The 26,322-nt window shown below is 72.3% G+C and carries 23 protein-coding genes; 9 read left to right on the forward strand and 14 right to left on the reverse strand.

Features of this window, described 5'->3' with window-relative positions:
- Nucleotides 1-46: 46 nt before the first annotated feature.
- Nucleotides 47-1,801, reverse strand: coding sequence for an FAD/NAD(P)-binding protein (locus tag BKI49_RS06935; RefSeq protein ID WP_095933306.1), 1,755 nt, complete (start codon nt 1,799-1,801; stop codon nt 47-49).
- Complete coding sequence (locus BKI49_RS06940; RefSeq protein ID WP_095933307.1) at nt 1,798-2,649, reverse strand: amino acid ABC transporter permease; 852 nt, start codon at nt 2,647-2,649, stop codon at nt 1,798-1,800. The genes BKI49_RS06935 and BKI49_RS06940 overlap by 4 nt, the downstream gene beginning before the upstream one ends.
- Before the next feature lie 443 nt (nt 2,650-3,092).
- Here BKI49_RS06940 and BKI49_RS06945 point away from each other — a divergent pair, with 443 nt between their 5' ends.
- Nucleotides 3,093-4,049, forward strand: a complete 957-nt coding sequence (locus tag BKI49_RS06945; RefSeq protein WP_095933308.1) for an ABC transporter substrate-binding protein — start codon at nt 3,093-3,095, stop codon at nt 4,047-4,049.
- 211 nt (nt 4,050-4,260) lie between these two features.
- On the opposite strand, the gene BKI49_RS06950 is transcribed toward BKI49_RS06945, so the two are convergent.
- Complete coding sequence (locus BKI49_RS06950; RefSeq protein ID WP_095933309.1) at nt 4,261-5,568, reverse strand: DUF5685 family protein; 1,308 nt, start codon at nt 5,566-5,568, stop codon at nt 4,261-4,263.
- Between the two features lie 290 nt (nt 5,569-5,858).
- Between BKI49_RS06950 and BKI49_RS06955 the strand changes: the two genes are divergently transcribed.
- Nucleotides 5,859-6,296 (forward strand): cell division protein SepF, encoded by a 438-nt coding sequence (locus BKI49_RS06955; RefSeq protein ID WP_028805261.1) that lies wholly within the window; start codon nt 5,859-5,861, stop codon nt 6,294-6,296.
- Nucleotides 6,297-6,340: 44 nt separating this feature from the next.
- Here BKI49_RS06955 and BKI49_RS06960 read toward each other — a convergent pair whose 3' ends face one another.
- The gene (locus BKI49_RS06960) at nt 6,341-7,531 is read right to left on the reverse strand and encodes an acyl-CoA dehydrogenase family protein (protein WP_095933310.1); all 1,191 of its coding nucleotides are present in this window, start codon (nt 7,529-7,531) and stop codon (nt 6,341-6,343) included.
- 224 nt (nt 7,532-7,755) lie between these two features.
- Complete coding sequence (locus BKI49_RS06965) at nt 7,756-9,363, reverse strand: MFS transporter (protein ID WP_095933311.1); 1,608 nt, start codon at nt 9,361-9,363, stop codon at nt 7,756-7,758.
- Between the two features lie 260 nt (nt 9,364-9,623).
- Here BKI49_RS06965 and BKI49_RS06970 point away from each other — a divergent pair, with 260 nt between their 5' ends.
- Both BKI49_RS06970 and BKI49_RS06975 read left to right on the forward strand, forming a co-directional pair.
- On the forward strand, nt 9,624-10,793 hold the full coding sequence (locus tag BKI49_RS06970) for a glycosyltransferase family 39 protein (protein ID WP_095933312.1): 1,170 nt from the start codon (nt 9,624-9,626) through the stop codon (nt 10,791-10,793).
- Between the two features lie 239 nt (nt 10,794-11,032).
- On the forward strand, nt 11,033-12,058 hold the full coding sequence (locus BKI49_RS06975) for a phosphatase PAP2 family protein (protein WP_095933313.1): 1,026 nt from the start codon (nt 11,033-11,035) through the stop codon (nt 12,056-12,058).
- 133 nt (nt 12,059-12,191) lie between these two features.
- On the opposite strand, the gene BKI49_RS06980 is transcribed toward BKI49_RS06975, so the two are convergent.
- From BKI49_RS06980 to BKI49_RS06995, 4 genes are all read right to left on the reverse strand, one after another.
- Nucleotides 12,192-12,407 carry an I78 family peptidase inhibitor gene (locus BKI49_RS06980; RefSeq protein ID WP_028805256.1) on the reverse strand — a complete coding sequence of 72 codons (216 nt, stop codon included), beginning with the start codon at nt 12,405-12,407 and terminating at the stop codon, nt 12,192-12,194.
- A 351-nt stretch (nt 12,408-12,758) separates the two neighbouring features.
- Nucleotides 12,759-13,739 carry a helix-turn-helix transcriptional regulator gene (locus BKI49_RS06985; RefSeq protein ID WP_095933314.1) on the reverse strand — a complete coding sequence of 327 codons (981 nt, stop codon included), beginning with the start codon at nt 13,737-13,739 and terminating at the stop codon, nt 12,759-12,761.
- A 156-nt stretch (nt 13,740-13,895) separates the two neighbouring features.
- On the reverse strand, nt 13,896-15,182 hold the full coding sequence (locus BKI49_RS06990) for an ABC transporter substrate-binding protein (RefSeq protein WP_095933315.1): 1,287 nt from the start codon (nt 15,180-15,182) through the stop codon (nt 13,896-13,898).
- Complete coding sequence (locus tag BKI49_RS06995) at nt 15,157-15,687, reverse strand: MTB12 C-terminal domain-containing protein (RefSeq protein WP_179332356.1); 531 nt, start codon at nt 15,685-15,687, stop codon at nt 15,157-15,159. Before BKI49_RS06995 ends, BKI49_RS06990 begins: the two co-directional genes overlap by 26 nt.
- Before the next feature lie 121 nt (nt 15,688-15,808).
- Here BKI49_RS06995 and BKI49_RS07000 point away from each other — a divergent pair, with 121 nt between their 5' ends.
- From BKI49_RS07000 to BKI49_RS07010, 3 genes are read left to right on the forward strand one after another with little or no spacing between them, the layout of a single operon-like run.
- The gene (locus BKI49_RS07000) at nt 15,809-16,291 is read left to right on the forward strand and encodes a hypothetical protein (RefSeq protein WP_095933317.1); all 483 of its coding nucleotides are present in this window, start codon (nt 15,809-15,811) and stop codon (nt 16,289-16,291) included.
- Nucleotides 16,292-16,301: 10 nt separating this feature from the next.
- Entirely contained in the window at nt 16,302-19,352 is a 3,051-nt protein-coding gene (locus tag BKI49_RS07005) for an ABC transporter permease subunit (protein WP_095933318.1), read from the forward strand.
- Nucleotides 19,349-20,068 carry an ATP-binding cassette domain-containing protein gene (locus BKI49_RS07010; RefSeq protein WP_095933319.1) on the forward strand — a complete coding sequence of 240 codons (720 nt, stop codon included), beginning with the start codon at nt 19,349-19,351 and terminating at the stop codon, nt 20,066-20,068. The genes BKI49_RS07005 and BKI49_RS07010 overlap by 4 nt, the downstream gene beginning before the upstream one ends.
- Here BKI49_RS07010 and BKI49_RS07015 read toward each other — a convergent pair.
- Together BKI49_RS07015 and BKI49_RS07020 are read right to left on the reverse strand one after the other, a co-directional pair.
- A complete protein-coding gene (locus tag BKI49_RS07015) occupies nt 19,965-20,693 on the reverse strand; it encodes a LysM peptidoglycan-binding domain-containing protein (protein ID WP_306453544.1) in 729 nt (242 codons plus the stop codon). The two genes, BKI49_RS07010 and BKI49_RS07015, sit on opposite strands and share 104 nt — an antisense overlap.
- Before the next feature lie 119 nt (nt 20,694-20,812).
- Complete coding sequence (locus BKI49_RS07020) at nt 20,813-21,481, reverse strand: transglycosylase family protein (protein WP_095933320.1); 669 nt, start codon at nt 21,479-21,481, stop codon at nt 20,813-20,815.
- 536 nt (nt 21,482-22,017) lie between these two features.
- Here BKI49_RS07020 and BKI49_RS07025 point away from each other — a divergent pair.
- Entirely contained in the window at nt 22,018-22,791 is a 774-nt protein-coding gene (locus tag BKI49_RS07025; RefSeq protein ID WP_095933321.1) for a hypothetical protein, read from the forward strand.
- 110 nt (nt 22,792-22,901) lie between these two features.
- A complete protein-coding gene (locus tag BKI49_RS07030) occupies nt 22,902-23,300 on the forward strand; it encodes a hypothetical protein (protein ID WP_095933419.1) in 399 nt (132 codons plus the stop codon).
- A gap of 56 nt (nt 23,301-23,356) precedes the next feature.
- On the opposite strand, the gene der is transcribed toward BKI49_RS07030, so the two are convergent.
- From der to cmk, 3 genes are all read right to left on the reverse strand, one after another.
- Nucleotides 23,357-24,832, reverse strand: a complete 1,476-nt coding sequence (der, locus tag BKI49_RS07035) for a ribosome biogenesis GTPase Der (RefSeq protein WP_095933322.1) — start codon at nt 24,830-24,832, stop codon at nt 23,357-23,359.
- A 77-nt stretch (nt 24,833-24,909) separates the two neighbouring features.
- A complete protein-coding gene (locus BKI49_RS07040) occupies nt 24,910-25,527 on the reverse strand; it encodes a lysophospholipid acyltransferase family protein (RefSeq protein WP_373557526.1) in 618 nt (205 codons plus the stop codon).
- A 53-nt stretch (nt 25,528-25,580) separates the two neighbouring features.
- On the reverse strand, nt 25,581-26,273 hold the full coding sequence (gene cmk / locus BKI49_RS07045) for a (d)CMP kinase (protein WP_095933420.1): 693 nt from the start codon (nt 26,271-26,273) through the stop codon (nt 25,581-25,583).
- Between the last annotated feature and the right edge of the window lie 49 nt (nt 26,274-26,322).

Genomic DNA, 26,322 nt, shown 5'->3' on the forward strand with positions numbered 1-26,322 from the left:
GTGGTGGTTCCCTTCACGGAGGACAAGGACGGAGACGGGTACGGCGTCAGGCGGCGGCGCGGCGGGGCAGTGCGCGCAGGAAGTCCAGCGCGGCACGCGCCGTCGCGTCGTTCTGCCGGAAGGCCGGGCCGCCGGTGCGCGGCCGGGTGAAGGCGCCGGAACCCCGGGCGTCGGTGTGCGGGCCGAGCGCGAAGCGCCGGGGATGCGGGGTGCCGGAGGCGTCCAGGATCCGGCCGTCCGCGGGGTCGACGGCGAGCAGTCCCTCGGGGGTCGTGGCCGCCCCGTCGGCGTGCAGCTCGCGAAGCAGGGGGTCCCGGCTGCGCGCGACGGTGGGGTGGGGCAGGCGGGCCTCGACGAGTGCGCGTGCCTCGACGGTCGCGCCGGGCACGCCGGCGCCGCTCGCCCGGAAGACGCCGTGCTCGGCGGTGACGGTCATGCCGGCGCCCACGAATCTGAGGATTCCGGCCCGGGACAGAGCGAGCATCTGCCGCAGCCGCGGGCCGGGCGGGCCCGACGCCAGATAGCTGAAGAAGCCGTGCCACCACGAGCCGATGTCGCCGAGCCGGACCAGCTGGCCGTAGACCGAGAGCAGCCCGAGGAAGACCGCCAAGTCCTGGCTGTGCGTGGGGTCGTGGCGTCTGCTCAGGTCCTGTTCGATATAACTGCGCAGGCCGCTCTGGAGTTCCTCGGGCGAGGCGTACCGCACTCCCTCCAGCGGGTGGTCGAGGGCGGTCAGGTCCAGCCGGTCGGCGGGGTCGGGCACCGCGTCGGCCACCAGGGCCCGGATCCCGGCGGCGTCGCCGGCCGCGTACTTCTCCTCGAAGTCCGTCCACGCGGTGCGGGTGCGTTCGGGGTGCGCGGAGAACAGCCGGTGGTAGTGGGCGAAGCCCAGTTCCTTCTCGATGAGGGGCCAGACGTCCTCGCGGAAGTCGAAGCCGTCGGGACGCGCGAGGAGCGCGTCGACCTCGGCCGGCCCGAAGAAGCGGGGCAGCGGGGGCCGTTCGCCCTCCCAGCCGTAGCCGATCTTGGAGTGGTAGGGGACGCCTCGCCGGGACCCGACGTACAGGATGGGCTCGCGGCCGGACGGATGGTACGTCTCTTTGTCGTGGCGTCCGCCGCGTCCCTCGGTGAGCAGCACCATCAGGTCGACGAAGGCCAGTCCGAAGCCGCGCACGAGGACGGGTTCGCCGGGGGCGAGGACGGACAGATCGCTGTCGGCGGTGAAGTCGGGCGGCAGATGGACCAGGCCGTGCTCGCGGGCATGGGCGGACAACGCGCGCTGTTCGTCGTCGAGTTCGGCGTCGAGGTGGCCGAGGGTCAGGACGACGAGGTCGGCGTGGAGCGGTCGGGGCCGGCCCTCCAGCCACACCTGCTGGCGGCCCTCGGCGGGACCGCCGACCCGCAGGGCGCGCCGCGCGTGGTGGTGCACCCGGATGCCCGGCGGCAGTGCGGCCACGGCACGCTCGTACACCCAGCGCATGTAGGCGCCCTGCCGGGGCCGGTCCGCGAAGGTGCGTCCGTCCAGGCTCGCCCATTCGTGCAGGGTGGGGCCTTCGAGGACCGGGCCCGCCATGTCCACGGTCGCGTCGGTGAACATCGTGACGTCCTGGGCCTGCGAGTTCATCCACAGCAGCGGTGACTGCGCCTCGCGCCAGATGCGCCCGGCGCCGGGCGGATAGGGGTCGACGAGATGGATGTCCAGGTCCTGATCCCCGTACAGCTCCGCGGCGTTGGCGGCGATCCGCTCCAGCAGACCGGTCCCCCGCGGACCGGCTCCGACGATCACCAGCGAGGGCCTCATCGCGTGCGCTCCGAGCCGCGCGCGTAGTGCTTCTCGACGTAGTACTGGCCGACGCTCAGCACGGAGGTGACGACGACGTACCAGAGCGTGGCCACCATGAGCAGCGGCATGACCTGATAGGTGCGGTGGTACACGAGCTGCACCGAGTAGAGCAGGTCCTGTACGGCGATGACGCTGACGATGGACGTGCCCTTGAGCGTGCCGATCAGCATGTTCCCGGCCGGCGGCACGATGGAGCGCATCGCCTGCGGCAGCACGATCCTGCGCCAGCGGCGCCACCGGCTCAGGCCCAGCGCCTGTGCCGCCTCGATCTGGCCGCGGTCGACGGAGAGGATGCCGCCGCGCACCACCTCGGCGGCGTACGCGGCCTCGTGCAGGGTCAGGCCTAGGACGGCGACGGTGACCGGGCCCAGCAGGTTCACCGTCTTCACGCCGAGGATCTGCGGATACAGCGCCCCGATGTTGAACCAGAACAGCAACTGCACCAGGATCGGCATCGACCGGAAGAGCCAGACGTACCCCCAACTGACCGCCCGGAGCACGGGGTTGGTGGAGAGGCGGAACGCGGCGAGCGGGGTGCCGAGGGCGAAGCCGAGCGCCATGACGACCGCGGTCAGCCAGAGGGTGAGCCAGAGGCCGCGCAGTACGGAGGCCGAGGTGAAGTAGTCGCCGACGACGCCCCATTGGAAGGCGTCGTTGTGCGCGAGGGAGTTGAGGGCGAGCCCGAGCAGGACCAGGACCGCGACAGCGGTGGCCCACAGTCCGAGACGGCGTTGCGGGACGATGCGCAGGGGCGCCGCTTCCTGTGGTGCGGCCGCGGCGGCCTTGGTGAGTGTGTCGGAGGACATGCGAAGGCTCCGTGATACGTCGGATCGAACACGGTGGATGCCTTCACACGGAGCGCCTCGGGGCGCCGACGGCCGAGCCCCTCAGCAGGGCCGTCGATCGAGAGTACGGTGCCGTTTCCGTTCACTGTCAAGCATGTCCACACTGTGAGCCGTACGTCTCAGGCCAGTTGACGCGGAAACGGATGCCTGTTCCACTTGGCGCATGCATCCGCAGCAGTGGCTGGTCACGCGCTCCCACATCGACTTCGGTCGAGTGTGGTCCTCGTCCTGTTGAGCTGACCCCCTGCGCGTACGCCCCCTGAGGCAGTTGTCGCGTCTCGCCTTTTTCGCCGTTCTCCCGGCCTTCCCCGCCTTCACACGCGCACCCCTCCCCTCCCGGCCTCGCGCCGCCCCGCGTCACGCCTTCTCGCTTCTCGCCGCCTGCCTTCAGGAGACCGCACACGATGAGTACGTTCACGCGTACCCGAAATCGGTATTTTGCGACGTTTACCCTTCTCACCTCCGCGACGCTGCTGCTCACCGCCTGCGGCTCCGGCTCGGACGGCACCGGCGGGGCGGGTACCGCCCAGGCCGCGGCCAAGGCCGACAAGATCCCCACCACGGACGTCGTCTCGGTCGTCCGCAAGGACGAGGCCGCGGCCCGGCTGCTGCCGGCCGGCACCACCTCGCTCACCGTCGGGGTCAGCATCTCCGGCGCACCGCCCGGCACCACCTACCTGACCGACGGGAAGACCCTGACCGGCCAGGACGTCGACTTCGCGAACGCGGTCGCGAAGACGCTCGGCATCAAGCTGAAGCAGGAGTCCGCGAGTTTCGAGGCGATCCTGCCGGCCCTGGACAGCGGCAAGTACGACTTCGGCGCCAGCAACTTCGGCGTCACCGACGAACGCCGCAGGACCATCGACTTCGTCACCTACATCAACGACGGCCAGGGCTTCGCCACCCGCGCCGACAGCAAGCTCTCGAAGATCACCGAACTGACGCAGCTGTGCGGCCTGAACGTCGCGACCGCCGCGGGGACGACCTTCGAAGCGACGCTGGAGGAGAACAACAAGGCCTGCGCCGAGGCCGGCAAGAAGCCGTACAAGGTGCAGACGTACAGCGAGCAGGGCGCCATCTGGTCGTCGCTGCAACAGGGCCGCAGCGACATCGTGATGAGCACCATCAACGGCCTGCGCTACGCCGTCGCCCACCAGCAGGGCGTGAAGTTCCTCAACGAGTTCCACCGCCTCGACGTCGGCTTCGCCTTCGAGAAGGGCACGAAGCTGGCACCCGCCTTCCGGGCCGCGGTGAACAAGCTCATCGCCGACGGGACGTACGCGAAGATCCTCGACAAGTGGGGGACGACCGGCTCGGCCATCGAGACGTCACGGATCTCGCCGCCGGAGCTGAAGGACTGAATCAACTCACCGCTGCCGGAGGGCACTTGGCCGCTCCGCGAAACAGACGTCCCCCGCCCTTGCCATAGGTCGTGCCCGACCCGCGGCAAGGGCAGGGGTGCATGACCGACCCGGCAGCAAGGGCAGGGGTGCATGACCGACCCGGCGGCAAGGGCAGGGGCGCGCCCCCCGACCCACGGCGAGCGGGCGGCTCACTCCCGCCCGCGGACCCTCACAGCCCGCAGTCGCAGCACGAGCAGCATTCACAGCACTCGCAGCACTGGCAGGCCTCGCAGCAGTTGCAGTCGCAGTCACAGTCGCTGAGGCAGCCCTCGCGCTTCTTGCGCGACCAGGGACCCTCGTACTCCTCGGCGCAGCAGACCTTGCAGGTGCAGCACAGGCCGATCGCGGCGGCGCACCCGGCCCAGAAGCCGCGCTTGCCGGGACCGGGCGGCTGGAAGGAGGGTCCACCGCCGAAGGGGTTGCCGCCACCGCCGTACGGGTTCTGCGGATCGTAGGGACCGTGCGGGGCGTGGGGGCTCTGCGGGCCGTACGGACCGCCCTGCTGGGGCGGTCCGAACGAACCCTCGACCGGGTGCAAGCCGCCGGCCGGCGGCGCCAGGACGCCTCCCGGCCCGTGCGCGCCCGCACCCCCGCGCGCGCCGTCCGCCGCGTGCCCGCACGCGGACGAGCCGAACGCGCGGTCCACCGACCTGCCCAGCTCGTGCGCCAGCAGCAGGTGCGCCAGCTTGCCGTCGGTGAACTCGACCTCGCGCAGCGCGAGCCGGATCCCGTGCAGGGCGTCGTCGGCGAGCCGCCGTGCCTCGGTGAGCGACGTCCCGGTGGCCGTGAGCGGGTTCCAGGCTCCCGACGCGGCGTCAGTTTCCCTGTCCTCGACGGCGTCCAGCAGGTGCGCCAGCCGTCCGAAGAGCCGTCCCGCCTCGGCGAGCGGCTCCGCGTTGCCGGGCCGGCCGGCGAGTACGGCGGTGTGCGCGAAGGCTGCGGCCGTGGCGGTCTCGGTCGGTTCGGTGACGGTGAGCAGCGGCGTTCCGGGCCCGGCCAGCGCCTCGATGCCGATCTGCCGGTCCACGGCGTCGACGAGCACGGCGGTGTCGAAGCCGACGTCGGAACCGGTGCGCGCGCCGGCCCTGCCCCAGCTCGCGGCGACCCGGCGGGCGGCGAGCGCCACGGGCCGGCGCGCCAACAGCCCGTCCCCGTCGGCCACGTGGTCGCGGACCTTCGCCGAGGCGAGCACCAGCGAGACAGCGGCGGCGAGGCGCGCTCCCTCGCCCTGAGCGACGGAAGCGGTGCGCATGCCGCGCAGCGGGCAGGGCCCGGCGGTCCGGCGCCATCCCGTCGCCCGCTCCGCCTGAGCCTCCGTCAGAACGGATATCAGCAGACCGTCATAGTTCGTGACGATCCGCGCGAACTGCCCGTGGTCACCGCGCAGCGCGAGACACAGCCCGCACAAGTGGGCCATCCACTGGGTCTTGAGTCCTTCACCGAGACGGTGGCTGCAGGGCCTCACGATTCCGAACACGACACTCCCCCGTGACACGTACGACGTTGAGCGGCGGCATCCTAACGACCACTCCGTTCACCCGTACGCACCGACCGTCACCCGAACGCCGTGGGAAATCATATTTCACTCTCAGTCAGCAGCCGTACACAGCAAGACCCTTGGGATACCGGGGCTCTCGACGGATTCGCTGTGCACCAGTACCGTCACGAAACCCCCGCGCGGCGTCTATCCACTTGGCGCGACATCCGCATCATGGACGACCATGGGGATGCGGAAAGCACGAAAGACCGCTGTGAGAGGAGGCGTCCATGGGATCGGTGCGCAAGGCGAGTGCCTGGCTTGGCCTCGTCGACGACAACGATGACGAGCGTTACTACGACGACGACTACGCCGAGGGACAGGAGTCCGGCGAGGCCTGGGTCACCGACCCGCGGGTGAAGGTCGCGTCCGAGACGGCGGAGGAGAAGGGCCGCCGGATCGGCACGGTCACCCCGGACAGCTTCCGGGACGCGCGCGGCATCGGCGAGCTCTTCCGGGACGGCGTCCCGGTGATCATCAACCTCACGTCCATGGAGCCCGCCGACGCCAAGCGCGTGGTGGACTTCGCGGCCGGCCTGACCTTCGGCCTGCGCGGCACGATCGAACGGGTCGCCACCCGGGTCTTCCTGCTGACCCCCGCCAACACGGAGATCGTCAGCGGCGAGGCCGCGGGTCGTCAGACGGACGGTTTCTTCAACCAGAGCTGAGGCAGGGCCGCTCACCGGCCCTGCCCCACGGGGTCCCCAAGGCTCTACCGGAAGGCGTCGAGTCCGGTGAGCGCCTTGCCCAGCACGAGTTGATGCATCTCGACGGTGCCCTCGTAGGTGAGCACCGACTCCAGATTCGTGGCGTGCCGCATCACGGGGTATTCGAGCGAGATTCCGTTGGCGCCGAGGATCGTCCGCGCGGTGCGGCAGATCTCGATCGCCTCCCGCACGTTGTTGAGTTTGCCGAAACTGACCTGTTCGGGACGGAGCCGTCCCGCGTCCATGCGCCGCCCGAGGTGGTGGGCGAGCAGAATTCCCTTGTGCAGCTCGACCGCCATGTCGGCGAGCTTCGCCTGGGTCAGCTGGAAGCCGCCGATGGGCCGGCCGAACTGCTCGCGCGTCTTCGCATACTCGACGGCGGCCTCGAAACTGGCCCGCGCCGCGCCCATGGCGCCCCACACGATCCCGTACCGGGCGTGCGAGAGACAGCTGAGCGGTCCCTTCAGCCCGACGACGTCCGGCAGCACTGCGTCGGCGGGCAGCCGTACGTCGTCCAGGACGAGCTCGCTGGTGACGCTCGCCCGCAGTGACCACTTGTGCTTGATCTCGGGCGCGGAGAATCCGGTCACGTCGGTGGGGACGACGAAGCCGCGGATTCCGTCGTCCGTCTGGGCCCAGACCACGGCGACCCCGGCGACGGACCCGTTGGTGATCCACATCTTCCGCCCATTGAGGACCCAGTCGCCGCCGTCGCGCTTGGCGTGGGTGCGCATGGAGGCGGGGTCGGAGCCGTGGTCGGGCTCGGTGAGCCCGAAGCAGCCGATGATCTCTCCGGAGGCCATCCCCGGCAGCCAGGTCTGCTTCTGCTCCTCGCTGCCGAACCGGTGGATGGCGTACATGGCGAGGGAGCCCTGAACGGAGACGAGGGAACGGATGCCGGAGTCGGCGGCCTCCAGCTCCAGGCAGGCCAGACCGTACTGCACCGCGGACGCCCCGGCGCACCCGTACCCCTGGAGGGACATGCCGAGTGCCCCGATGGCGCCGAGCTCCCGCGCCAGCTCCCGGATGCCGGGCAGCTCGCCCTTCTCGTACCACTCGGCGACGTGCGGCAGCACCCGGTCGGCCGCCCAGGTCCGCACGGTGTCGCGGACGGCGAGGTCCTCCGGGTCCAGCAGGTCGTCGATGCCGAGCGGGTCGGCGGGGTCGAAGGGCGGGAGCTTCGAGGACGCGGACATGAGGCAGCCTCCGGCACGCTAAAACTAGCAGTGTTAGTTACGACGTCGCGGCCGACGTTACGACGCAGTGTCCCGCACGTCCAGGGGCCCTCCCCCACACGACCACGAAACACGGCCGCGAACGTACGGCCACAGACTCACGGCCACGCGCCACGGGCACGCGCCCTGCCGGAGGACCCGCACGGGCCGGCGGGCGGAGTCGGTGGGCGCACGGCCGGAGAGAGCTACGCGGTCACGCGGGACTCGGCGACCTCGCGGGGTGCCGGGATCTCCGCCGGACCCGCCGCCGGCGCCGGGCACTCCATGACCCGCGGCAACCGCAGCGCCATCACCGCGCCGAGCATCAGCAGGCCCGCGCTGACCAGCAGGGTCACATGCAGACCGTGCACGAAGGAGTCCCGCGCGGCATGCCGAAGGGCCGCACCGGGCGCCCCGCCGAGCCGCCCGGCGACCTCGTACGCCTCCCCGAGCGAGTGCCCCGCCGCGGTCGAGTCGGCGGCCGGAACCCCGGGAACCGACGAGAGCCCCGGCTTGTACGCGGCGTTCATCACACTCCCCAGCAGCGCGATCCCGATGCCCGCACCCAGCTGGTAGGAGGTCTCGCCGATGGCGGCGGCCCCACCGGCCTGCGCGGGCGGCGCCTCGCTCAGCATCGACTCGTACGCTCCGAAGAGCGTGGTCTCCAGACCGAAACCGAGCAGCACGAAGCCGAAGAGCAGCAGCCCCGTGTTGTCGTTCCCGCCCATCGCGGTCAGCGTGACGACCGCGGCGGCGGTCAGGCAGAAACCGAGGCTGACCATCGTGCGCGGGCCGAATCGCCGCAGCATCTTGGCCCCGGCGAGCCCGGCGGCCATCGCCGCGACGGTGAGCGGCAGCAGCCGCAGCCCCGTCTCCAGCGGCGAGAGGCCGAGCACGAGCTGGAGGTACTGCGCCGCGATCAGCTCCAGACCGACCAGGGCGAGCATGGCGAGGACGATGCATCCCACCGAGGTACTGAACGCGGGCCGCGCGAACATCCGCAGGTCGACCAGCGGATGCGCACGCCGCCGCTGGCGCCGGACGAAGCCGGCCAGCAGCGCGCCGCCCAGGAGCAGGGGGCTCAGTGTGAGCGGGCCGAACGGGGCCTCCCCGCCGCCGAGCCGCTTCACGCCGAGGACGAGCCCGAAGAGTCCGGCGGCGGCCATCAGGGCGCCGACGATGTCCCAGGGACCGTTGCGGTCCCCCTTCGACTCGGGCAGCAGCATCCGTCCGATCGGCAGGCTGACCAGCATCAACGGGATGTTGACCAGGAAGACGGACCCCCACCAGAAGTGTTCGAGGAGGAAGCCGCCGAGCAGCGGTCCCACCGCCGCGCCCACGGCGGCCACCGCGCTCCAGATGCCGATCGCCAGGGCCCGCTCCCGTCGGTCGGGGAAGACCTGGCGCAGGATCGAGAGCGTCGCGGGCATGATCATCGCGCCGCCGACGCCGAGCAGGGCCCGCGCGAAGATCAGGACCTGCGCGCTGTCGGCGCAGGCCGCGACGGCCGAGGCGACGCCGAAGAGGGCGTATCCGAGCAGGAGGACGCGTCGGCGGCCGACGCGGTCACCGAGCGTGCCGAAGAGTATGAGGAGCGAGGCGCAGACCAGCGGATAGATGTCGACGATCCAGAGCAGCTCTATCGCGCCGGGCCTGAGGTCCTCGGTGACGGCGGGCACCGCGACGTGCAGCACCGTGGCGTCGAGCGCCACCAGCAGCAGACTGACGCACAGGACGACGAGGACGACCCAGCGGTTGGCACCGGCCCCGGTCTCCCGACGGCATCGCGCAGCGGCCGTGGTCGTCCCGGACATGTACGTACCTCCCAGATGTTCCCTCGCGTTCGGCGGAAACCTCAGGGTGGGGACTCCCTGGGGCTGTGGCCTGGGGGAGCGGAGTCCCGGCCCACGCAACAAAGGCGAGTGAGCCGCCCACAGTACGCGAGTTCCCGGCGATGACGCGTGGCAGACCTCTCACGTTCTTCCTGCATTGCGTGTGGCGTACGCCACGCTCCCCTCGGAGCACCACGCCCCGCCGGGCCCCACGGTTCCGGGCGACATCGATAATCGAGCCCGTGACCGATCTTGAGACACCTGTCGCGAAGCCGCCCCGCGCGGGCGCCCTGCGCCGCGCGGCCCCCGCCCTCCTCGGGTACGCGGGCGTCCGCGCGCTGGGGCTCGTGGTCCTCGCCGCGTGGAGCGCGGCGAACGGCAAGAGCGCGCACACCCTGCTCACGGCCCGCTGGGACGCGCTCTGGTACACCCGGGTCGCCGACCTCGGCTACGGCTGGGAAGTCCGACTGCCGAACGGCGACGTGCACTCGAACCTCGCCTTCTTCCCGCTGCTGCCCTGGCTGGAGCGTCTGGGCTCGGCCCTCACGCCGCTGTCGTCCGCGGACGCGGGCCTGCTGGTGAGCACGGCGGCGTCGCTGGCCGCGGCCTGGGGGATCTTCGCCGTCGCGGAGCATGTGTACGGACGACGGGCGGGCGTCTGTGCCGTGCTGGTGTGGGCGGTGCTGCCGATCGGTGTCGTGCAGTCGATGGCGTACAGCGAGTCACTGTTCACGGCGCTCGCCGCCTGGTCGCTGTACGCGGTGCTGACCGGCCGCTGGATCACGGCGGGCCTGCTCGCCGCGCTCGCGGGGCTGACCCGGCCGGTGGGAGTGGCGGTGGTCGCGGCCGTCTGGGTGACAGCGGTCATGTCGTTCGTACGGGACCGAAGCGCGCCCGGCCCGGACGGCGCACCCCGGTGGCGGCGCGCCCTCGGCATGCTTCTCGCGCCGCTCGGCGCCGCCGGCTACGTGCTCTGGGTCGGCCGTCGCACGGGCAAGGGCCCGCTCGGCTACCTCGACGTGCAGGCGGGCTGGCGCAACGGCTTCGACGGCGGCTACGCCTTCGCGCGCTTCGTCGCCGACAAGTTCACGTCCTTCCCCTCGGCCCTGGCCGGCGTCGGACTGATCGTCGGCGTCGCGCTGGTCATCTGGCTGTACGTGACGTGCGTGCGCCAGGGGCAGCCGCTGCCGCTCCTGGTGTACTCGGGGATCGTCACCGCGCTCGCCCTGTGCGCGTCGAGCTACTTCGGCTCGAAACCGCGCCTCCTGCTGCCCGCCTTCCCCCTTCTGCTGCCCCTCGCCCTCGCCCTGTCCCGGCTGCGTACGCCCAGGTCGGCGGCGGTCCTGGGCGGCGTGGCGGCGGCTTCCGCGGTCTACGGCGCCTTCTGGCTGAACGGCTCCGGTCCGCCATGATCGACTCCCGGACGCCCGGTGAGCTGCCGGAGAATTCCAGCCCAGCATTCGGTGAACGAATATATAAGCGTCATAAAACCGAACCACGGACGGATCAATGGAATTACGGAGTCCACTCTCCGAGGATTAGACATTCATAGAAAATAAACACGGACCTGAGAGGAATCCCACATCACATCGTCATCACAAAGCGAGTGATTCGGCCTGGAACGCAGCTCACTCGCTGTAACGTCGATTGAGTGCGTACCGAACGAAACCTGACCCGTCTGGACCGGGTCTTCGCCCGGCTCGACCGTGAACCTGAACGGCCGGCCCACATCGACGTGCCGAGGATGAGCCGGCACAGGGTCGTGCTGTTCGCGGCGACCCTGGCCTTCTACCTGGCCATCGTGTGGGCCGTCGCCATCACTTCATGGCTGGTCAGATTCGACTGGCAGGTCATGTTCTTCCGGCCCTACCAGCAATGGCCGGAGATCCACGCGTTCCTGGACTACTACGTGGTGCTCGGCCAGCGCGGCCCCACCGCCGTGATGGTCGCCGCCTGGCTGGGCTGGCGCTCCTGGCGGCAGCACACCCTGCGCCCGCTGCTCACGCTGGGTGCCTCGCTGCTGCTCCTCAACATCACGGTCGGCGCCGCCAAGTTGGGCATGGGCCGCCTCGGCCCCCACTACGCCATCACCATCGGCTCGAACGAGATGGGCCTGGGCGGCGATATATTTCCTTCGGGCCACACCGCCAACGCCGTTGTGACCTGGGGCATCCTGGCCTATCTGGCCTCGACCCCACGGGCCCGGCGCTGGCTGTCCGCGCTTTCCGCGGTGACGTCGCTCGGCGTCGGTCTGACCACCGTGTACCTCGGCACGCACTGGCTGAGCGATGTGCTCCTCGGCTGGGCCGCGGGTCTGCTGATCCTGCTGGCGCTGCCTTGGTGCGAGCCGCTGATCGCCCGCGCCGAGACCGGGATCTTCTCGCTGCGCGACTCCTGGCGCGCCCGTCGCGGCCGTGTCGTGCCCGCCCCCGCGGCCTCGCCGGTCGGCGTGCCCGCCATGGTGCCGCACCCCGCCACCGCGGACGGCGAGGTCCCCGCGCGGGAGTCGGCCGCCTCCGTCCGCGCGCCCCGGGCACCGGTGTACCTGGCTCCCGGCCCGCACACGGCCCGCTCGGAGCGCACCCCGGTCACCCCGGTCGGCAGTCGCCGCCCGCCGCACGCCGACCGGGTGGCGCGCTCGGCCACCACCTCGGCCCGCCCCCTGACGGGCGGCTGAGGACAACCGAACGGCGGGGCCGGTACGCACACCTCTCCCCGCACCGCGAAGGCCCCCGGCTCCTGACAGCCGGGGGCCTTCGCGCGTCGGTCGGGTCCTGCCGGGACCACCGGGTCCCGTCGGTGCGGTGCCGTCAGCCCTTCCAGCAGCGCGTGACCCTACCGTCCGTGACCTCGAAGTTCAGCCGCCCCACGAGGTACTCCATGGTGATGATCGCGCCCGGGGGCAGCGAGCGCACCGTGGTCCAGCCGTGCTCCTGGGCACGGCGCTCGGCGCTGCTCGCCTCCAGTCCTACGTAACTCTCCGGACTGTCCTGGGGCTCTGCGGAATGAGGGGGAATGGGTGCCATGACGGCCACGTTAGGCGGCGTCGCCCCGGCCGGGGAAGTCCGGATCGCCACCCAGCGTCACCCATACCCCTCCGGTCACACTTCTGTCACAGGATCACGACACGTGTTTCGGTCGAACTCCGTCACACGCACGAGGGGTTCCCTACGCGTTCTGCACTCCTTCGAACGTAATTCGGAGCCGGCGTGACACCGTCCCGAACAGCTCGATGGAATGTACGGATCCAAAGCCTCGGCGCGGCCTTTCCATTCCGATTCCGGGGCCCGCCGTGGAATCTGACGCCCCATGGGAAATACCCGTTCCGGCACAGGAACCCCGCGCGCGGCGTGCCGGCCCACGACGCCCGGTGCACATCACTGCCGTGGCGGTGAACTCCGCTCCAGAGCCCGGGACAGCCGGTCCCGGGCCGCGGTGAGCGCGTCGGTGAGCCCGGCGGGTTCGAGGACCTCGAACTCGAATCCCGTCATCGTCACGTGCACGACCATGACGTCGAGACTGGCCGCCCCGGTCCGCAGGACACAGCTGTCCGGACCGGCGGCCTCGAGTGTTCCTGCGGACGGTGAGATCCGCTCGGCCGCCTCCTCCAGGGGCACCAGCAGCCGGACGACGGCGTGCGTGGCGTACGCGCCGGTGGAGACGCCCTTGGAGACGTACGCGGCGAGGTCCTCGGCCGGTGGGGTGCGGGGCGCGAACCGCGGTCCGTGCGGCGGCCTGGGCGTGACACGGTCCACCCGGAAGGTGCGCCAGTCGTCGCGGTCGACGTCCCAGGCGACCAGGTACCAGCGGCGTTCGGTGCACACCAGGCGGTGCGGCTCGACGGTGCGGCGGGTCGAGGAGCCGCCGTGGTCGCGGTACTCGAACCGGAGCCGCTCGCCGTCGCGGCAGGCGTTGGCCAGTTCGGTGAGGACGGCCGGGTCGACCGCCGAGGGCTGCGGGCCGCGCAGCATCGGCACGGTGAACGCGTTCAGGGCGCCGATCCTGCGGCGCAGCCGGTGGGGCAGCACCTGTTCCAGCTTGGCGAGGGCGCGTACGGAGGTCTCGCCGATGCCCTCGATGCCCTGGCCGGCGGCCGTGCGCAGGCCGACCGCGACGGCCACCGCCTCGTCGTCGTCCAGCAGCAGCGGCGGGAGTTCGGCTCCCGCGCCGAGCTGGTAGCCGCCGCCCGTGCCGGGGCTGGCGTTGACCGGATAGCCCAGCTCGCGCAGCCGGTCCACATCGCGCCGGACCGTCCTCGGCGTGACGCCGAGACGCTCCGCGAGATCGGCACCCGACCATTCCCGGTGGGCCTGGAGCAGGGACAGCAGACGGAGCAGCCGTGCGGAGGTGTCCAACATGGGCCCGAGTCTGTCAGCCCTTGCGGACATCTTCGGTCCGCGAGGACTCGGTCTCGCGTCGGCATGGACTTCCCTTAGCCAGCTAGGTCCCCCGTCGGCATGGACTCCCCCACTGCTGCCGGTCTGCGTAGGGGAGTCCTGGCGGCGGCCGGGGGCTCAGGGCCGGTAGGACAGTTGCGGGACCTGGAAGCAGGTGGAGTTCATGTCGCCCTGGGAGACCCAGCCCCGGCCGTCCTTCCAGCGGGCCACCGACAGGCAGGCCCGCCGTGTCGTCGGCGGCTCGGCCAGCCGCTCGTACGTGACCGGCAGCAGCAGCCCGCCCGCGGTGTAGGGCTCGCCGCGGTTCATGAAGGCGTCCACGCACGCGCGGGTGACCCCGGCCGCCGTGCAGGACTTCGCCGCGTCGGCGAACCACCGTGCGGCCGCCCAGCCCTCCAGCTGCCACTGGGAGTGCGACCCGAACCCCTTGGTCGCGTCCCGGAACTCGCGTACGGCGGGGTTCGCGGTGTCCTCGTAGTCGCGGCTGGACCCGGTGGCCCACAGGGCGTTGCGGCACCGCGGCGAGTCCTTGTAGTCCTCGGCCACGGTGGACGTCCAGTTCTGCACATTGGTGACCTTGGCGATGACCTCGGCGTCCACGTCGTCCATCGCCTTGCACAGCTGCGCGTTGCCGTGCGTGTCGACGGCGTCGAAGACGAGGTCGGCTCCCCGGTCCTTCAGATCGGCGGCGGCGGCCCGGAAGTTGGGCAACGCGAAGTCGACCTGTTCGGTGACCACCTTGTAGCCCTCGGCCTTCAGACCCTGGGTGACGAGCCGGGCGTAGGCGGCCGACGCGGACTGGTTGTAGGAGACGACGGCGGCCGTGCGGGCGCCGTGCACGCGCTTGAAGTAGCGGTACACCTCGGTACCCCCGTACAGGTTCCCGCCCCAGCCCGGCGTTCCGTCCCGGGGCGCGAGACTCCCGTAGATCCCGTACAGGTGCGGGTAGGTGTCGTACGCCGGCCCGATGGGCTGGCCCCCGATGTCGGGCACGCGCGCGTGCGACACGCGCGGGGCGCCGGCGTAGTCGAGGGCCGTGGTCGCGACGAGTGCGACGACCTTGTCCTCGTCGATCAGCCGGTGCACGCACTCGTTGTTGCCGACACCGCTGCCGCCGTCGTCGCACAGCCGCACCTCTACGCGGCGCCCGTCGATGCCACCACGGGCGTTGAGGCGGTCGAAGTAGGCCTTCGCCCCGTCGCGCGGGCCGGTGAAGGCCGAGCCGCCGACGGGGCTGGTGGCACTGGTGACGATGCCGACCCGGATCGGGGCGGTGCCTCCCTGCCGGGTGGGGGTGGACCGGTTCTCGAAGTCGCTCTCGGGGAGGCGGCTGCCGCAGGCCGTGCCCAGCAGGAGGAGCAGCGCGAGGGCGAGCGCCTCAGCAGCCGGGGCCGGGCGACTCATTGCCGCTCAACTGGACCAGTGCGCACAGGGTCTTGACGGATACCTTCCAGGTGCCGTCCTGTTCGACGGCCGTCCCGGAGGCGCCCGGCAGCGCGGTCGCGCCCTTCAGGGTCAGCGAGTACGTGACGTCCGCGTCCCGCGGTGACGTGAACTCGATCTCCTCGACGTGCGCCTGCACCTCCTGGCCGCGCTTGTCGCCGTTGAAGCTCTTCAGGACTTGGGTCATGGCGTCGCCGTTCTCCAGGACGCTCTGCTTGTCCTTCTGAGGGACGGCGGGATCGAAGAACTTCTCCCAGTTCCGCTCGATCTCCTTCTCGGCTGCCGCCGGGTCGGACGGGGCGGTGGCGCTGGGCGAGGGGTCGGCGGACCGCTCCACGGAGGGCGCGGGCGGGGCGCCGCCTCCACCGCCGCTGTCGTCGCCGCATGCCGTGAGGGCGGCGGCGAGGACGAGAACCGCCGCCGCTGCCCGGCCACTTGGCCGCCTGAGTTCGCTCCCGAGAACCATCTGGCTCACCACCGGGTGTAGTCCGGGCCATGTGCGCCCGGTGCTTTCAGGGTCAGCTTCCAGAAGGCATAGTGCAAGCCATTGGCTGACATGGACAGACACACGACGTGTGGGAGCCCGGATGCGGACATCTCGACTGCGGACCGTGCACCCCGTCCTGTGGGCCGGGTGGGCCGCGCTCGCCGCCGGAGCGGTGCTGTGCGTCATCGGCTGGTACGGCATCTCGGGCGAGCGCTACGCGGAGCGCCAACTGCCGTATCTCGCCTCGTGCACGGTGCCCGGCGCGGCGCTGATCATCGCGGGCGCGGTGCTGCTCACGCACGGCAGGAACGCACTGGCCGCGGCGCGCGTCGAGGAGTTGTACGGACTGCTGGTGGCGACCGAGCCCGCCGGGGCGGCGGAGTCGGGGGGCGCCGTGAGCGCGCCCCTGGCCTCCAGCGGCGACCTGTCGATGGTGCCGGGCGGCACGCTGTGGCATCGCGCCGACTGCCCGCTGGTCGCCGGGAAGGCGGAGGCGGTGCCGGTGGACTCGCGGGTCCTGGCCGGCGGGGAACTCGGGCCGTGCCCGATCTGCGAGCCGTCCGCAGCCGGTCCGGGCGACTGACGGCCCTCCCGTGGCGTCCCTGACGTACGACCTCACGCTCGCCGGTCTCTCGGTGGGAAGTGCCGCCGCGCTCACCGGGGTCGGTCTGATCGTCACGCACCGCGCCACCGGGGTGCTCAACTTCGCGCACGGCGCCGTCGCCATGGTGTGCGCCTTCCTGCTGCGTCAGTTCACCGTCGAGTGGGGCTGGCCGCTCGCGCTCGGTACGGCCGTGACCCTGCTCGTGGTGGCCCCCGCCATCGGGGTGGCGCTGGAGCGCTTCGTGTTCCGGCCGCTGGCCGTGCTCGGCGGCGACCCGGCGCAGACGCTGGTCGCGTCGATCGGCGTCTTCGTGCTGCTGGTCGGCGGGGCGGCACTGGTGTGGGGCACCGGGGCACGGGCCGACGCGCCGACCGTGGTGTCGGCCGACCCCTGGGGGCAGCTGGCGGTGGCCCTCGCGCTCGCCGCGGGCGTGGGCGCCGTACTTCGCTCGCCGAGGGGACGCCCGCTGGGCTCGCGGCGGCGGACCCGCTTCGCCATCGAACTGCGCGCCGTCGTCGACGACCGCCCGCTCGCCGTGCTCGGCGGCATCGACGCCGACCGGGTGGCGGCGGCCGGCTGGGCCTTCGGCTCCTTCACGGCGGGTCTGACCGGCGTGCTCCTCGCCCCGTACGTGCGTCTGGACCCGTACGGGATGCCGCTGCTGGTCATGGAGGTGATGGCGGTGGCGGTGGCCGCGCGGATGCGCAGTCTCCCCGTCGCCGTCGTGGTGGCCCTCGGTGTGGCGGTCGGGCAGAGCCAGTTGACCCGGCTGCACCCCGCGGGCCGCGCCGAACCGCTGCTCCAGGCGGTCGGCGCGAACCTGTTCGTGGTGGCGCTGCTGTTCTCGGCGCTCGTCCTGCCCGGCGTCGGCACCCGTGACGCGCTGCCGCGCACGGCGACGGCCCGCGTGGCGACGCCGCCGGGGGCGTGGATCGTGGCGGTCGTCCTCTTCCTGCTGCCCCTCGGGTTCGCCGGCTCGGACCTGCACACGTCGGTCCAGGTGCCGGCGTTGGGCGTGGTGCTGCTGTCGTTGGTCGTGGTCACCGGCCGCGGCGGTCAGATCTCGCTGGGGCAGGCCGCGTACGCGGGTCTGGGCGCCCTCTTCACGGCGCTGCTCGCCGCGGGCCGCTTCCCCGGCCTGCCGCGCCTTCCCGAACTGGCCGCGCTCGCCGTGGCCGTGCTCCTGGTCGCGCCGCTCGGTGTGCTGACCGGCTGGCCGGCCATCCGGCGGCACGGCCTGGCGCTCGCGCTCGCGACGTTCGCCGTGGGGGTGGGGGTCAGCCGGTTCGTCTTCGCCCAGCCGTACGCCACGTCGGGGCTGTCCCTCGGCCGCCCGGCCGGCTTCGGCGGCGACCGGGCGTACTACGTGCTCGAACTGGGGCTGCTGGCAGCCGCGTTGCTGGCGGCGAACGCTCTGCGCCGGGGACGGACGGGCCGCGCCCTCGCCGCCCTGCGCGACCACGAGCCGGGCGCCTCGGCGGCGGGCGTCCGCGTCCCGGCCCTGAAGCTGGCCGCGTTCGTCGCGGGTGCCGCGCTGGCCGCGCTGGGCGGCGGGATGCTCGGCATGGGGCTGCGCGCCTTCGACGCCACGGCCTACGACCCGGTCCGCGGGCTGCTGTGGTTCGCGGCGGTCGTGGTCCTCGGCGCGGACAGCGTCCTCGGCGCACTGGCCGCGGCGGCGCTGCTGGTGGGCCTCGACGCGGGGGCGCGCGGCGGCGTCGCGGCGGCCCTGGTCGGCGTCCTGGCGGTCCTCGTCGGCCGGTTCCCCGGCGGTCCCTACGAGGCGCTGCGCACGGCGGCCTCCCGCCTCCGGCTGCGCCGCGAGGTGTCCTTGACCCCGCTGGGGTCGCGGGTACGCCGGCGGCTGCTGCCCGTGGCGACCCGGCCGGCCGACCGCCCCGCACCGCGCTCCGGCACGCCGGTCCCTGCCGCCGTACCCGCACCCCGCAGCGGCCAGGGCCACACCGCCCCACCCGGCCCGCACACCCGGCCTCGGCCCACTCCTCCGCCGTCCACGCCCACCCGGCCCGGCGACCACCACCCCTCGCCGCTCTCCGGCACGCCGGGCCCCGCTGCCCGTACCGGCCCGGGCCACACCTTCCAGCCCGCCCCGGGCACCGTCCGGAGCGACACCACCCCAGCCGGCCCGCACACCCGGCCGGGAGCCACTCCCCCGCCGTCCCCGCACACCCGGCCGGGGGCGGCGGCACCCTCGCCGCCCCGCGGCCGGCCCGGAGCGACCGCTCCCGCGCCGCGCGGCTCCCTGCCCGGAGCGGCCGTCCCATCGGGGCACCGCACCCGGCCGGGGGCCGTCTCCGCTCCCCCGGCGGGCGCCGAGCCGCGGGCTCCCCTCTCCGTGTCCCTGCGCGCCCGCGGTCTGCGCGTCGGGTACGGCGGGTTCACCGCCCTCGACGGGGTCGACCTGGACGTCCGGTCCGGACGCGTCACGGCCGTCGTCGGGCCCAACGGCGCCGGGAAGAGCACGCTCTTCCACTGTCTCGCCGGCACGCTGCGGCCGTCGGGCGGGCGGGTGCTGCTCGGCGGGCGGGACATCACCCGGCTCCCCGCGCACGCGCGCACCCGGCTGGGGATCGCGCGGACCTTCCAGCAGCTCGCCGTCTTCCCCACCCTGACCGTGGCCGAGAACGTCCGGGTCGGTGCCGAGCAGGGTCGGACCACCGATCCGGAGGCCGCGGAACGGGCGTTGCGGCTCCTCGGCCTCGACGGGCCGGTGCGGGCGTTCCCCGCGGCGGGGCTGCCCACCGGCACGCTCCGCCGCGTCGAGCTGGCCCGGGCGCTCGCGGGGAGTCCCCGGGTACTGCTGCTGGACGAGCCCGCGGCAGGACTCGACGCCCCCGAAGTGACCGCGCTGGCGCGGGTGCTGCGGGCGCTCGCCGCGGACGGCACCGCCCTCCTCGTCGTCGAGCACGACCTCGATCTCGTCGCCGACCTGGCGCACACCGTCCACGTCATGGTGGCGGGACGGATCGTCACGTCCGGCCCCGCCGACCGCGTACTGGAGAGGGGGTACGGCGGGTGAGCATCGCCCTGCGCCACGCGCGCGTGCGCTACGGCCCGCTGGAGGCCCTGCACGGGGTGACCCTGGTCGCCCCGGGTCCCGGTCTCACCGTGCTGCTCGGCCGCAACGGATCCGGCCGTACGACGGCGCTGCACGCGTTGGCCGGAACCGTGCCGCTGTCCGGCGGGGCGGTCGTGTGGGACGGTGTCGACGTCACCCGCCGGACCGCGCACGAACGCGCCCGGCTCGGCCTGTGCCTTGTCCCCGAGCGCCGGGCCGTCTTCGGTTCGCTCACCGTGCGCGCGAACCTGGAGCTGGCCGCGGGCGACTTCTCCCCCGCCCTCGACGCCTACCCGCGGCTGGAGCCCCTGCTCTCCCGCCGCGCGGGCACGCTCTCGGGCGGGGAGCAGCGGATGCTCGCCGTCTCCCGTGCCCTGCTCGCCCGCGCGCGGGTGGTGCTCGTCGACGAACCCGCGCAGGGCATGTCCCCGGCGGTCGCGGCACGGACGTACGACCTGCTGGCCGGTCTCGACGCGTGCGTGGTGGTCGCGGAGCAGCGACTGCCGCCGGGGCTGCGGGGGCGGACCGACCGGACGACGTTCGTGTACGAACTGAGCCGGGGCGCGGTCGTGTTCAGCGGAGAGGCGGCGGAGCCTGCGCGAAGAGCGACGGGCGCAGTGGCGGACCGAACAGGACGGGGCCCAGGTTGCGGGAGCCGGCCGAACCCTCCGGGATGACCAGCAGGGTGCCCTCGTTCAGCTTGTCCGGCGAGCTTCCGACGATCTGCTTGTTGGCCTTGTACAGCGCCTGCCAGCCGCCCTTGACCTTGTACTTGCGGGCGATCGACGCGAGTGTCTCGCCGTGCTTGACCACGTGCATGCGGCCCTGGAGCGCGTATCTCCGGGAGCAGACAGGCCATGCGCCCCAGCCCTGGGAGGCCACCACCTTCTCGGCGATCTTGATCTGCTCCGCGCGGGTGGCCAGGTCGGCACGCCGGGCGTACTTGAGCCCGCCGAACGCCTCCCAGGTGGGCTGCCAGAACTGCAGCCCGCCGTAGAAGCCGTTCCCCGTGTTCGCGTCCCAGCGGCCGCCGCTCTCGCACTCGGCGACGCAGCCCCAGGGCCACTGGTCCTTCGCGCAGTCGTACGACACCCGTGTCATGTCGGGGCCGGGAAGCGGGGGCGGGGGCGCGGCGACCGCGTCCGAGGGCACGAGGACGGCCAGTGCGGTGACGGCGACGACGGTGGCGGCCGCGACCGCGTGCCCGAGGCGCCCGGCGGCGTGTCTGGCGTGCTCGGCCGCCTGCCGGAGGCGGTTGATCGACGGGGGTGGCGTGACCGGCCGGGTCGGCATGAGGAACATCGCGCCCACGCTAGGCGGCCCCTCCGTCCAGCCGGTCGAGCCGCGCCCGGTGCGGCCGGGGCCCCACCCGGTCGGAGGACCGGGCGGGGCCGCATGCCCGGGACGAGGGGGAGTGCGACTCAGAGGTCGAGCCGCAGCCCGGGCACGATCAGGTTGGGGTCGTCGCCGATGACGGCCCTGTTGGCGGCGTAGACCTTCCGCCAGGTGGTGCCGTGCCGTTGGGCGATACCACTCAGCGTGTCGCCGCTGCGGACGGTGTAGTCACCGCGGGACGCGTCACGGTTGGTGTGGCCCGACGGCCGTGCCGGCGTCTTCGACGGCTTCGGCTTCGACGGGGCCGACTTGGGTGTCGACTTCGTGGCGGCCGTCCCCGCGGCCGATCCGGCGCCCGAGGACGCGGGCGCGTTTCCGTAGGCTCCGGCGCGCGCCGCACAGGTGGGCCACGCGCCCCACCCCTGCGCCCGCTGGACCTTGGTGGCGACGGCGATCTGCGCGCTCCTGGAGGCCTGGTCGGCACTCGACGCGTAGGCGGTGCCGCCGTACGCGCGCCAGGTGCCCGCGGAGAACTGGAGCCCTCCGTAGTAGCCGTTGCCGGTGTTGATGTGCCAGTTGCCGCCGCTCTCGCACTGCGCGATGCGGTCCCACACTCCACTGTCGGCCGCGGCGGCGTCACCGCTCGCGGCGAGCAGTCCGAGCGGGGCGAGGAGTGCCGCCCCGGCGAGGACCGCCGTCGTACGGGCCTTGCCGGCCGTACGAGCCTGATGGGTGTTCTCGGCACATTCGGACATGTAATTCCCTCTCGAAACACCCGGGGTCCCCCAGGGCGGGGCGCGACGGCCCGCGCATGGGACGCGGTCGGCGCGCTCCGCCCCGTCCGCCGGAGGCTGTACTGAGAGCTGGATGGTTCGGCCGGCGGACCTGCCCGAGCGGTGCTCGTTGCACACGGCGGAGGAATCTAGGGAGCCGACCGCCCCGATATCAACCAACTCCTTGTCATTCGAGGCCAGTTAGCCGTTACCGCGAGTATCGTCGATTTTCGGCCACCCACTTCATTGGGTGATTTCAGGATTTATCGACCCGTCATCTTCGCGATCTGTGACCCACTTCACCGACTCAACTTCCCTGGCATTCCGACAAGTTGACTGGGAGTGACCGATTCCGCAGGCGATCTCACCCTGGGCGTCGGATGGTTCGATTCCGTTCGCGCTCGGGCGTGACTCCGGCCACAGATCGCCCGTTGTCATCTTCATGAGCCGGGATCCCCCGGGTTCATGGGCCGGGAGCCACCCGGCATCACCACGCACCGCATTCCCGAGGAGCCACCGTGCCGCGCATGCTCGACGTCAGCGACGACGTACGCGCCGAGATCGGCGACGAAGAAGCCGACCGGCTGCTCGCCGGAGAGAACGCCCCCGGCAGTTACGACTGCACGTCCTGCCGCACCCCGGGCGACTCGGAACAGGAGCGGACCAGCACCGTCCTGTTCATCGGCGACGAGACCGCCGTCCTCGCCTTCGCCCACGCCACCTGCCTGCCCTCGCAGGTCGTGCAGGTCACCGAGGAGCAGCTGCAGGGCGCCGTCCGCTCGATCCACCCCGACGGCATCCCCACCGAGTTCGTTCCGGAGCAGGCCGTACTGGGTGTCACCAGCGGACTCGTGCTGATCAACGGCGAGTTGCACCCGGCGCTCGTCGTCGAGCCGACCGGCCCCATCGTGCGCCCCGGCTCGACCGACATCGGCGACGACTTCCTCCCCCTCCTCATCGAGCAGGGCTTCATGCCGGTGACCGCGGTGAACGGGGTGCCCCCGGTCCTGCACGGCTGGTCCGTGCTGCTCGCCATGGGCCAGCTGCACGCCGTGCTCCAGCCGGGCACCGGCGGTGGCTCCCCCGTCGCCTGGTGGCAGGCCCACCAGGCGCTCCAGGTCGCCGAGAGCTGGCGGTCGGCCGCCAACAAGCACCAGCAGGTGCTCCTGTTCGCGGCCCCGGTCGGCTCGATCGGCCGCCAGCCCCGCGAGGACCTGCTGCGCGACGCGCTGGACAAGGCGGCGGCCAACGGAAAGCTCGTCGCCGCCACCATGCCGCTCGCGGGCACCTGAGCCGGCCCCCGGGGAGCCCGGGCGCGAAAGTGCGCCGGGCACACTCCGGTTGACCTGCGAAAGCGACGTGGTGGCCGCATCCGTTGGGCGGCGGGGTCGTTGGCACATACGTGCACACCTACGAAGCCCCCCGCCGCCGGCCCTTCCAGCCGGACGCGCCCGCGCGATCGGCTCAGGACACCTCGGGCGGTCCATCGGCCACGCCGATCTACGACGCGCTGTACGCCGAGTGGCTCAGGACCTTCAGGACCCTGCCCGGCGACCGGCACGGCGAAGAGGATATGGGCTTCACGGCCTTCGGGAGCATGCCGCGCGGTGCGACCTCGTACGGCGCGTCCAGCTCGTACAACTCCTACAGCGCGGGTGCGCACTCCGCGCGGCAGAGTGCCGTGCAGCAGGGCCACACCACGACGGCGACGGCCATCTGGCAGCCGAGCGGGCGGCAGCACGGCACCGGGTGGCACCACGTCCCCGCCGCGCTGCCGCCCGCACCGCGTCGGGGTCTCTGACCCCGCCCATGAGGAAGGGCCGGCTCCCCGGGGGAGCCGGCCCTTCCTCATGTCTGCTACTTCTTCTTCGCGCCGCGCTTCTCGCGCACCCGCACCGAGATGTGCAGCGGCGTGCCCTCGAAGCCGAACTCCTCGCGCAGCCGGCGCTCGATGAAGCGACGGTAGCCGTGCTCGATGAAGCCGGAGGCGAAGAGCACGAACCGCGGGGGCTTGGTGCCCGCCTGCGTGCCGAACAGGATGCGGGGCTGCTTGCCGCCCCGGATCGGGTGCGGGTGGGCGGCGACCAGCTCGCCGAGGAAGGCGTTCAGCCTGCCGGTCGGGACGCGGGTCTCCCAGCCGGCCAGGGCGGTCTCGATCGCCGGGACGAGCTTCTCCATGTGACGGCCCGTGCGCGCCGAGACGTTGACGCGCGGCGCCCACGCCACCTGGCCGAGCTCGGTCTCGATCTCGCGCTCCAGGTAGTAGCGGCGCTCCTCGTCGAGGGTGTCCCACTTGTTGAAGGCGAGGACGATCGCACGGCCCGCCTCGACCGCCATGGTGACGATGCGCTGGTCCTGCACGGAGATCATCTCGGACGCGTCGATCAGGATGACGGCGAGCTCGGCCTTCTCGACGGCGGCGGCCGTGCGCAGCGAGGCGTAGTAGTCGGCGCCCTGCTGGAGGTGGACGCGCTTGCGGATGCCCGCCGTGTCCACGAACTTCCAGGTGACACCGCCGAGTTCGATGAGCTCGTCGACCGGGTCGCGGGTGGTGCCCGCGAGTTCGTTGACGACGACGCGTTCCTCGTTCGCCACCTTGTTGAGCAGCGACGACTTGCCGACGTTCGGGCGGCCGATGAGGGCGATGCGGCGCGGTCCGCCAACGGCGGAGCCGAAGGTCTGCGCGGGGGCCTCGGGCAGCGCCTCCAGGACCGCGTCGAGCATGTCGCCGGTGCCGCGGCCGTGCAGCGCGGAGACCGGGTGCGGCTCGCCGAGACCGAGGGACCACAGGTACGAGGCGTCGGCCTCACCGCTCGGGCCGTCCACCTTGTTGGCGCACAGGACGACGGGCTTGCCCGCCTTGCGCAGCAGGCGGACGACGGCCTCGTCGGTGTCGGTGGCGCCGACCTTGGCGTCGACGACGAAGACGACCGCGTCGGCGGCCTCGATCGCGTACTCGGCCTGCGCGGCCACCGACGCGTCGATGCCGAGGACGTCCTGCTCCCAGCCGCCGGTGTCGACGACCTTGAAGCGGCGGCCCGCCCACTCGGCCTCGTAGGTGACACGGTCACGGGTGACGCCCGGCTTGTCCTCGACGACCGCCTCACGGCGGCCGATGATCCGGTTCACCAGGGTCGACTTGCCGACATTGGGACGGCCGACGACGGCGAGGACGGGCAGCGGGCCGTGGCCCGCCTCCTCGATCGCGCCCTCGACGTCCTCGATGTCGAAGCCCTCTTCCGCGGCGAGCTCCATGAACTCCGCGTACTCGACGTCGCCGAGTGCCCCGTGGTCGTGCTCTGCCGAGCCCTCGGGCTGGATGTGGTCGTTCATGAAGTCCGTACCTCGTCGTTCATTCGTGGTGATCGGTGGACCGCCCGCCTCCGGGAGATCCACTACTCAAGTGTCGCCTAGTGCCCGGTGGGGCGCCCGGCGTTTTCCCGGCGTCCGGTCAGACGCCGGGCCTCGTCCAGATGGGCGCTCAGATGCTTCTGGATGCGGGTGGTGGCCTCGTCCAGCGCCTTGCGCGTACGCCGCCCGGTGCCGTCGCCCGCGTCGAACGGGTCGCCGAAGACGACGTCGACCCGGCTGCGCAGCGGGGGCAGCCCCTTTATCAACCGGCCCCGCCTGTCGGAACTTCCCAGCACCGCCACCGGCACGATCGGGGCTCCGCTGCGTACCGCGAAGTACGCGAGGCCGGCCCGCAGCGAGGCGAAGTCGCCCTCGCCGCGCGTGCCCTCCGGGAAGATCCCGAGGACGCCGCCGTTCTCCAGGACGCCGAGCGCCTGGGTGATGGCCGTGCGGTCGGTGGTCTCACGGTCCACCTTCAGCTGGCCGATGCCCAGCAGGAAGGGGTCGAGCGGCCCGATGAACGCTTCCTTCTTGATCAGGAAGTGCGTGGGCCGGGGCGCGACACCCATGACCATCGGTCCGTCGATGTTGTGCGAGTGGTTCACGGCCAGGATCGCCGGGCCCGTCGCGGGTACCTTCCAGGCGCCCAGGACGCGCGGCTTCCACAGCCCGTACATCAGGCCGACGCCGATGCGGCGCCCGACCTCGGCGCCCCTCTCGGAGGGTGCGGTCACTTGGCGGCCCGCTTCTCCTCGACGAGGGTGACCACACACTCGATGACCTGCTGGAGCGTGAGGTCGGAGGTGTCCACCTCGACCGCGTCGTCCGCCTTGGCCAGCGGGGACGTCTTGCGGCTGGAGTCGGCCGCGTCCCGCTTGATGAGGGCCTCGCGCGTGGCGTTGACGTCCGCGCCCTTCAGCTCACCGCTGCGGCGGGCGGCACGGGCCTCCGGAGAGGCGGTGAGGAAGATCTTCAGGTCGGCGTCCGGCAGCACGGTGGTGCCGATGTCGCGGCCCTCGACGACGATCCCGTACACGGCGGAAGCGGCGAGCGAGCGCTGGAGCTCGGTGATGCGGGCGCGCACCTCGGGCACCGCGCTGACCGCGCTGACCTTGGAGGTGACCTCCTGCGTGCGGATCGGGCCGCCGACGTCGGTCCCGTCGACCGTGATGGTCGGCGCGGACGGGTCGGTGCCGGAGACGATCTCCGGCTTCTCCGCCACGGCGGCGATCGCGGAGGGGTCGGCGACGTCGATGCCGTTGCTCACCATCCACCACGTGATCGCCCGGTACTGGGCCCCCGTGTCCAGGTAGCTCAGGCCGAGCTGCGCGGCGACGGCCTTCGAGGTGCTCGACTTGCCCGTGCCGGAGGGGCCGTCGATGGCGACAATCACAGCCGGAGCGGTCCGGGCGGCCTTTTCCACGGTGACGGACACCTTCCTGGTACGGGGTGATGGGTATGGGGGCACGATC

The organism is Streptomyces sp. Tue6028, from assembly GCF_002300165.1.
Lineage (GTDB): Bacteria > Actinomycetota > Actinomycetes > Streptomycetales > Streptomycetaceae > Streptomyces > Streptomyces siamensis.

What these genes read in the sequence shown, in the direction of transcription:
- BKI49_RS07000 (WP_095933317.1), top strand. Translation starts at nt 15,809, where the DNA reads ATGCGGACATCTCGACTGCGGACCGTGCACCCCGTCCTGTGGGCCGGG.
- BKI49_RS07040 (WP_373557526.1), bottom strand. Translation starts at nt 25,527, where the DNA reads ATGTACGGGCTGTGGAAGCCGCGCGTCCTGGGCGCCTGGAAGGTACCC.
- BKI49_RS07020 (WP_095933320.1), bottom strand. Translation starts at nt 21,481, where the DNA reads ATGTCCGAATGTGCCGAGAACACCCATCAGGCTCGTACGGCCGGCAAG.
- der (WP_095933322.1), bottom strand. Translation starts at nt 24,832, where the DNA reads ATGAACGACCACATCCAGCCCGAGGGCTCGGCAGAGCACGACCACGGG.
- BKI49_RS06940 (WP_095933307.1), bottom strand. Translation starts at nt 2,649, where the DNA reads ATGTCCTCCGACACACTCACCAAGGCCGCCGCGGCCGCACCACAGGAA.
- BKI49_RS06945 (WP_095933308.1), top strand. Translation starts at nt 3,093, where the DNA reads ATGAGTACGTTCACGCGTACCCGAAATCGGTATTTTGCGACGTTTACC.
- BKI49_RS07015 (WP_306453544.1), bottom strand. Translation starts at nt 20,693, where the DNA reads ATGTTCCTCATGCCGACCCGGCCGGTCACGCCACCCCCGTCGATCAAC.
- BKI49_RS06995 (WP_179332356.1), bottom strand. Translation starts at nt 15,687, where the DNA reads ATGGTTCTCGGGAGCGAACTCAGGCGGCCAAGTGGCCGGGCAGCGGCG.
- BKI49_RS06985 (WP_095933314.1), bottom strand. Translation starts at nt 13,739, where the DNA reads ATGTTGGACACCTCCGCACGGCTGCTCCGTCTGCTGTCCCTGCTCCAG.
- BKI49_RS06990 (WP_095933315.1), bottom strand. Translation starts at nt 15,182, where the DNA reads ATGAGTCGCCCGGCCCCGGCTGCTGAGGCGCTCGCCCTCGCGCTGCTC.
- BKI49_RS06965 (WP_095933311.1), bottom strand. Translation starts at nt 9,363, where the DNA reads ATGTCCGGGACGACCACGGCCGCTGCGCGATGCCGTCGGGAGACCGGG.
- BKI49_RS06935 (WP_095933306.1), bottom strand. Translation starts at nt 1,801, where the DNA reads ATGAGGCCCTCGCTGGTGATCGTCGGAGCCGGTCCGCGGGGGACCGGT.
- BKI49_RS06955 (WP_028805261.1), top strand. Translation starts at nt 5,859, where the DNA reads ATGGGATCGGTGCGCAAGGCGAGTGCCTGGCTTGGCCTCGTCGACGAC.
- BKI49_RS06960 (WP_095933310.1), bottom strand. Translation starts at nt 7,531, where the DNA reads ATGTCCGCGTCCTCGAAGCTCCCGCCCTTCGACCCCGCCGACCCGCTC.
- BKI49_RS06980 (WP_028805256.1), bottom strand. Translation starts at nt 12,407, where the DNA reads ATGGCACCCATTCCCCCTCATTCCGCAGAGCCCCAGGACAGTCCGGAG.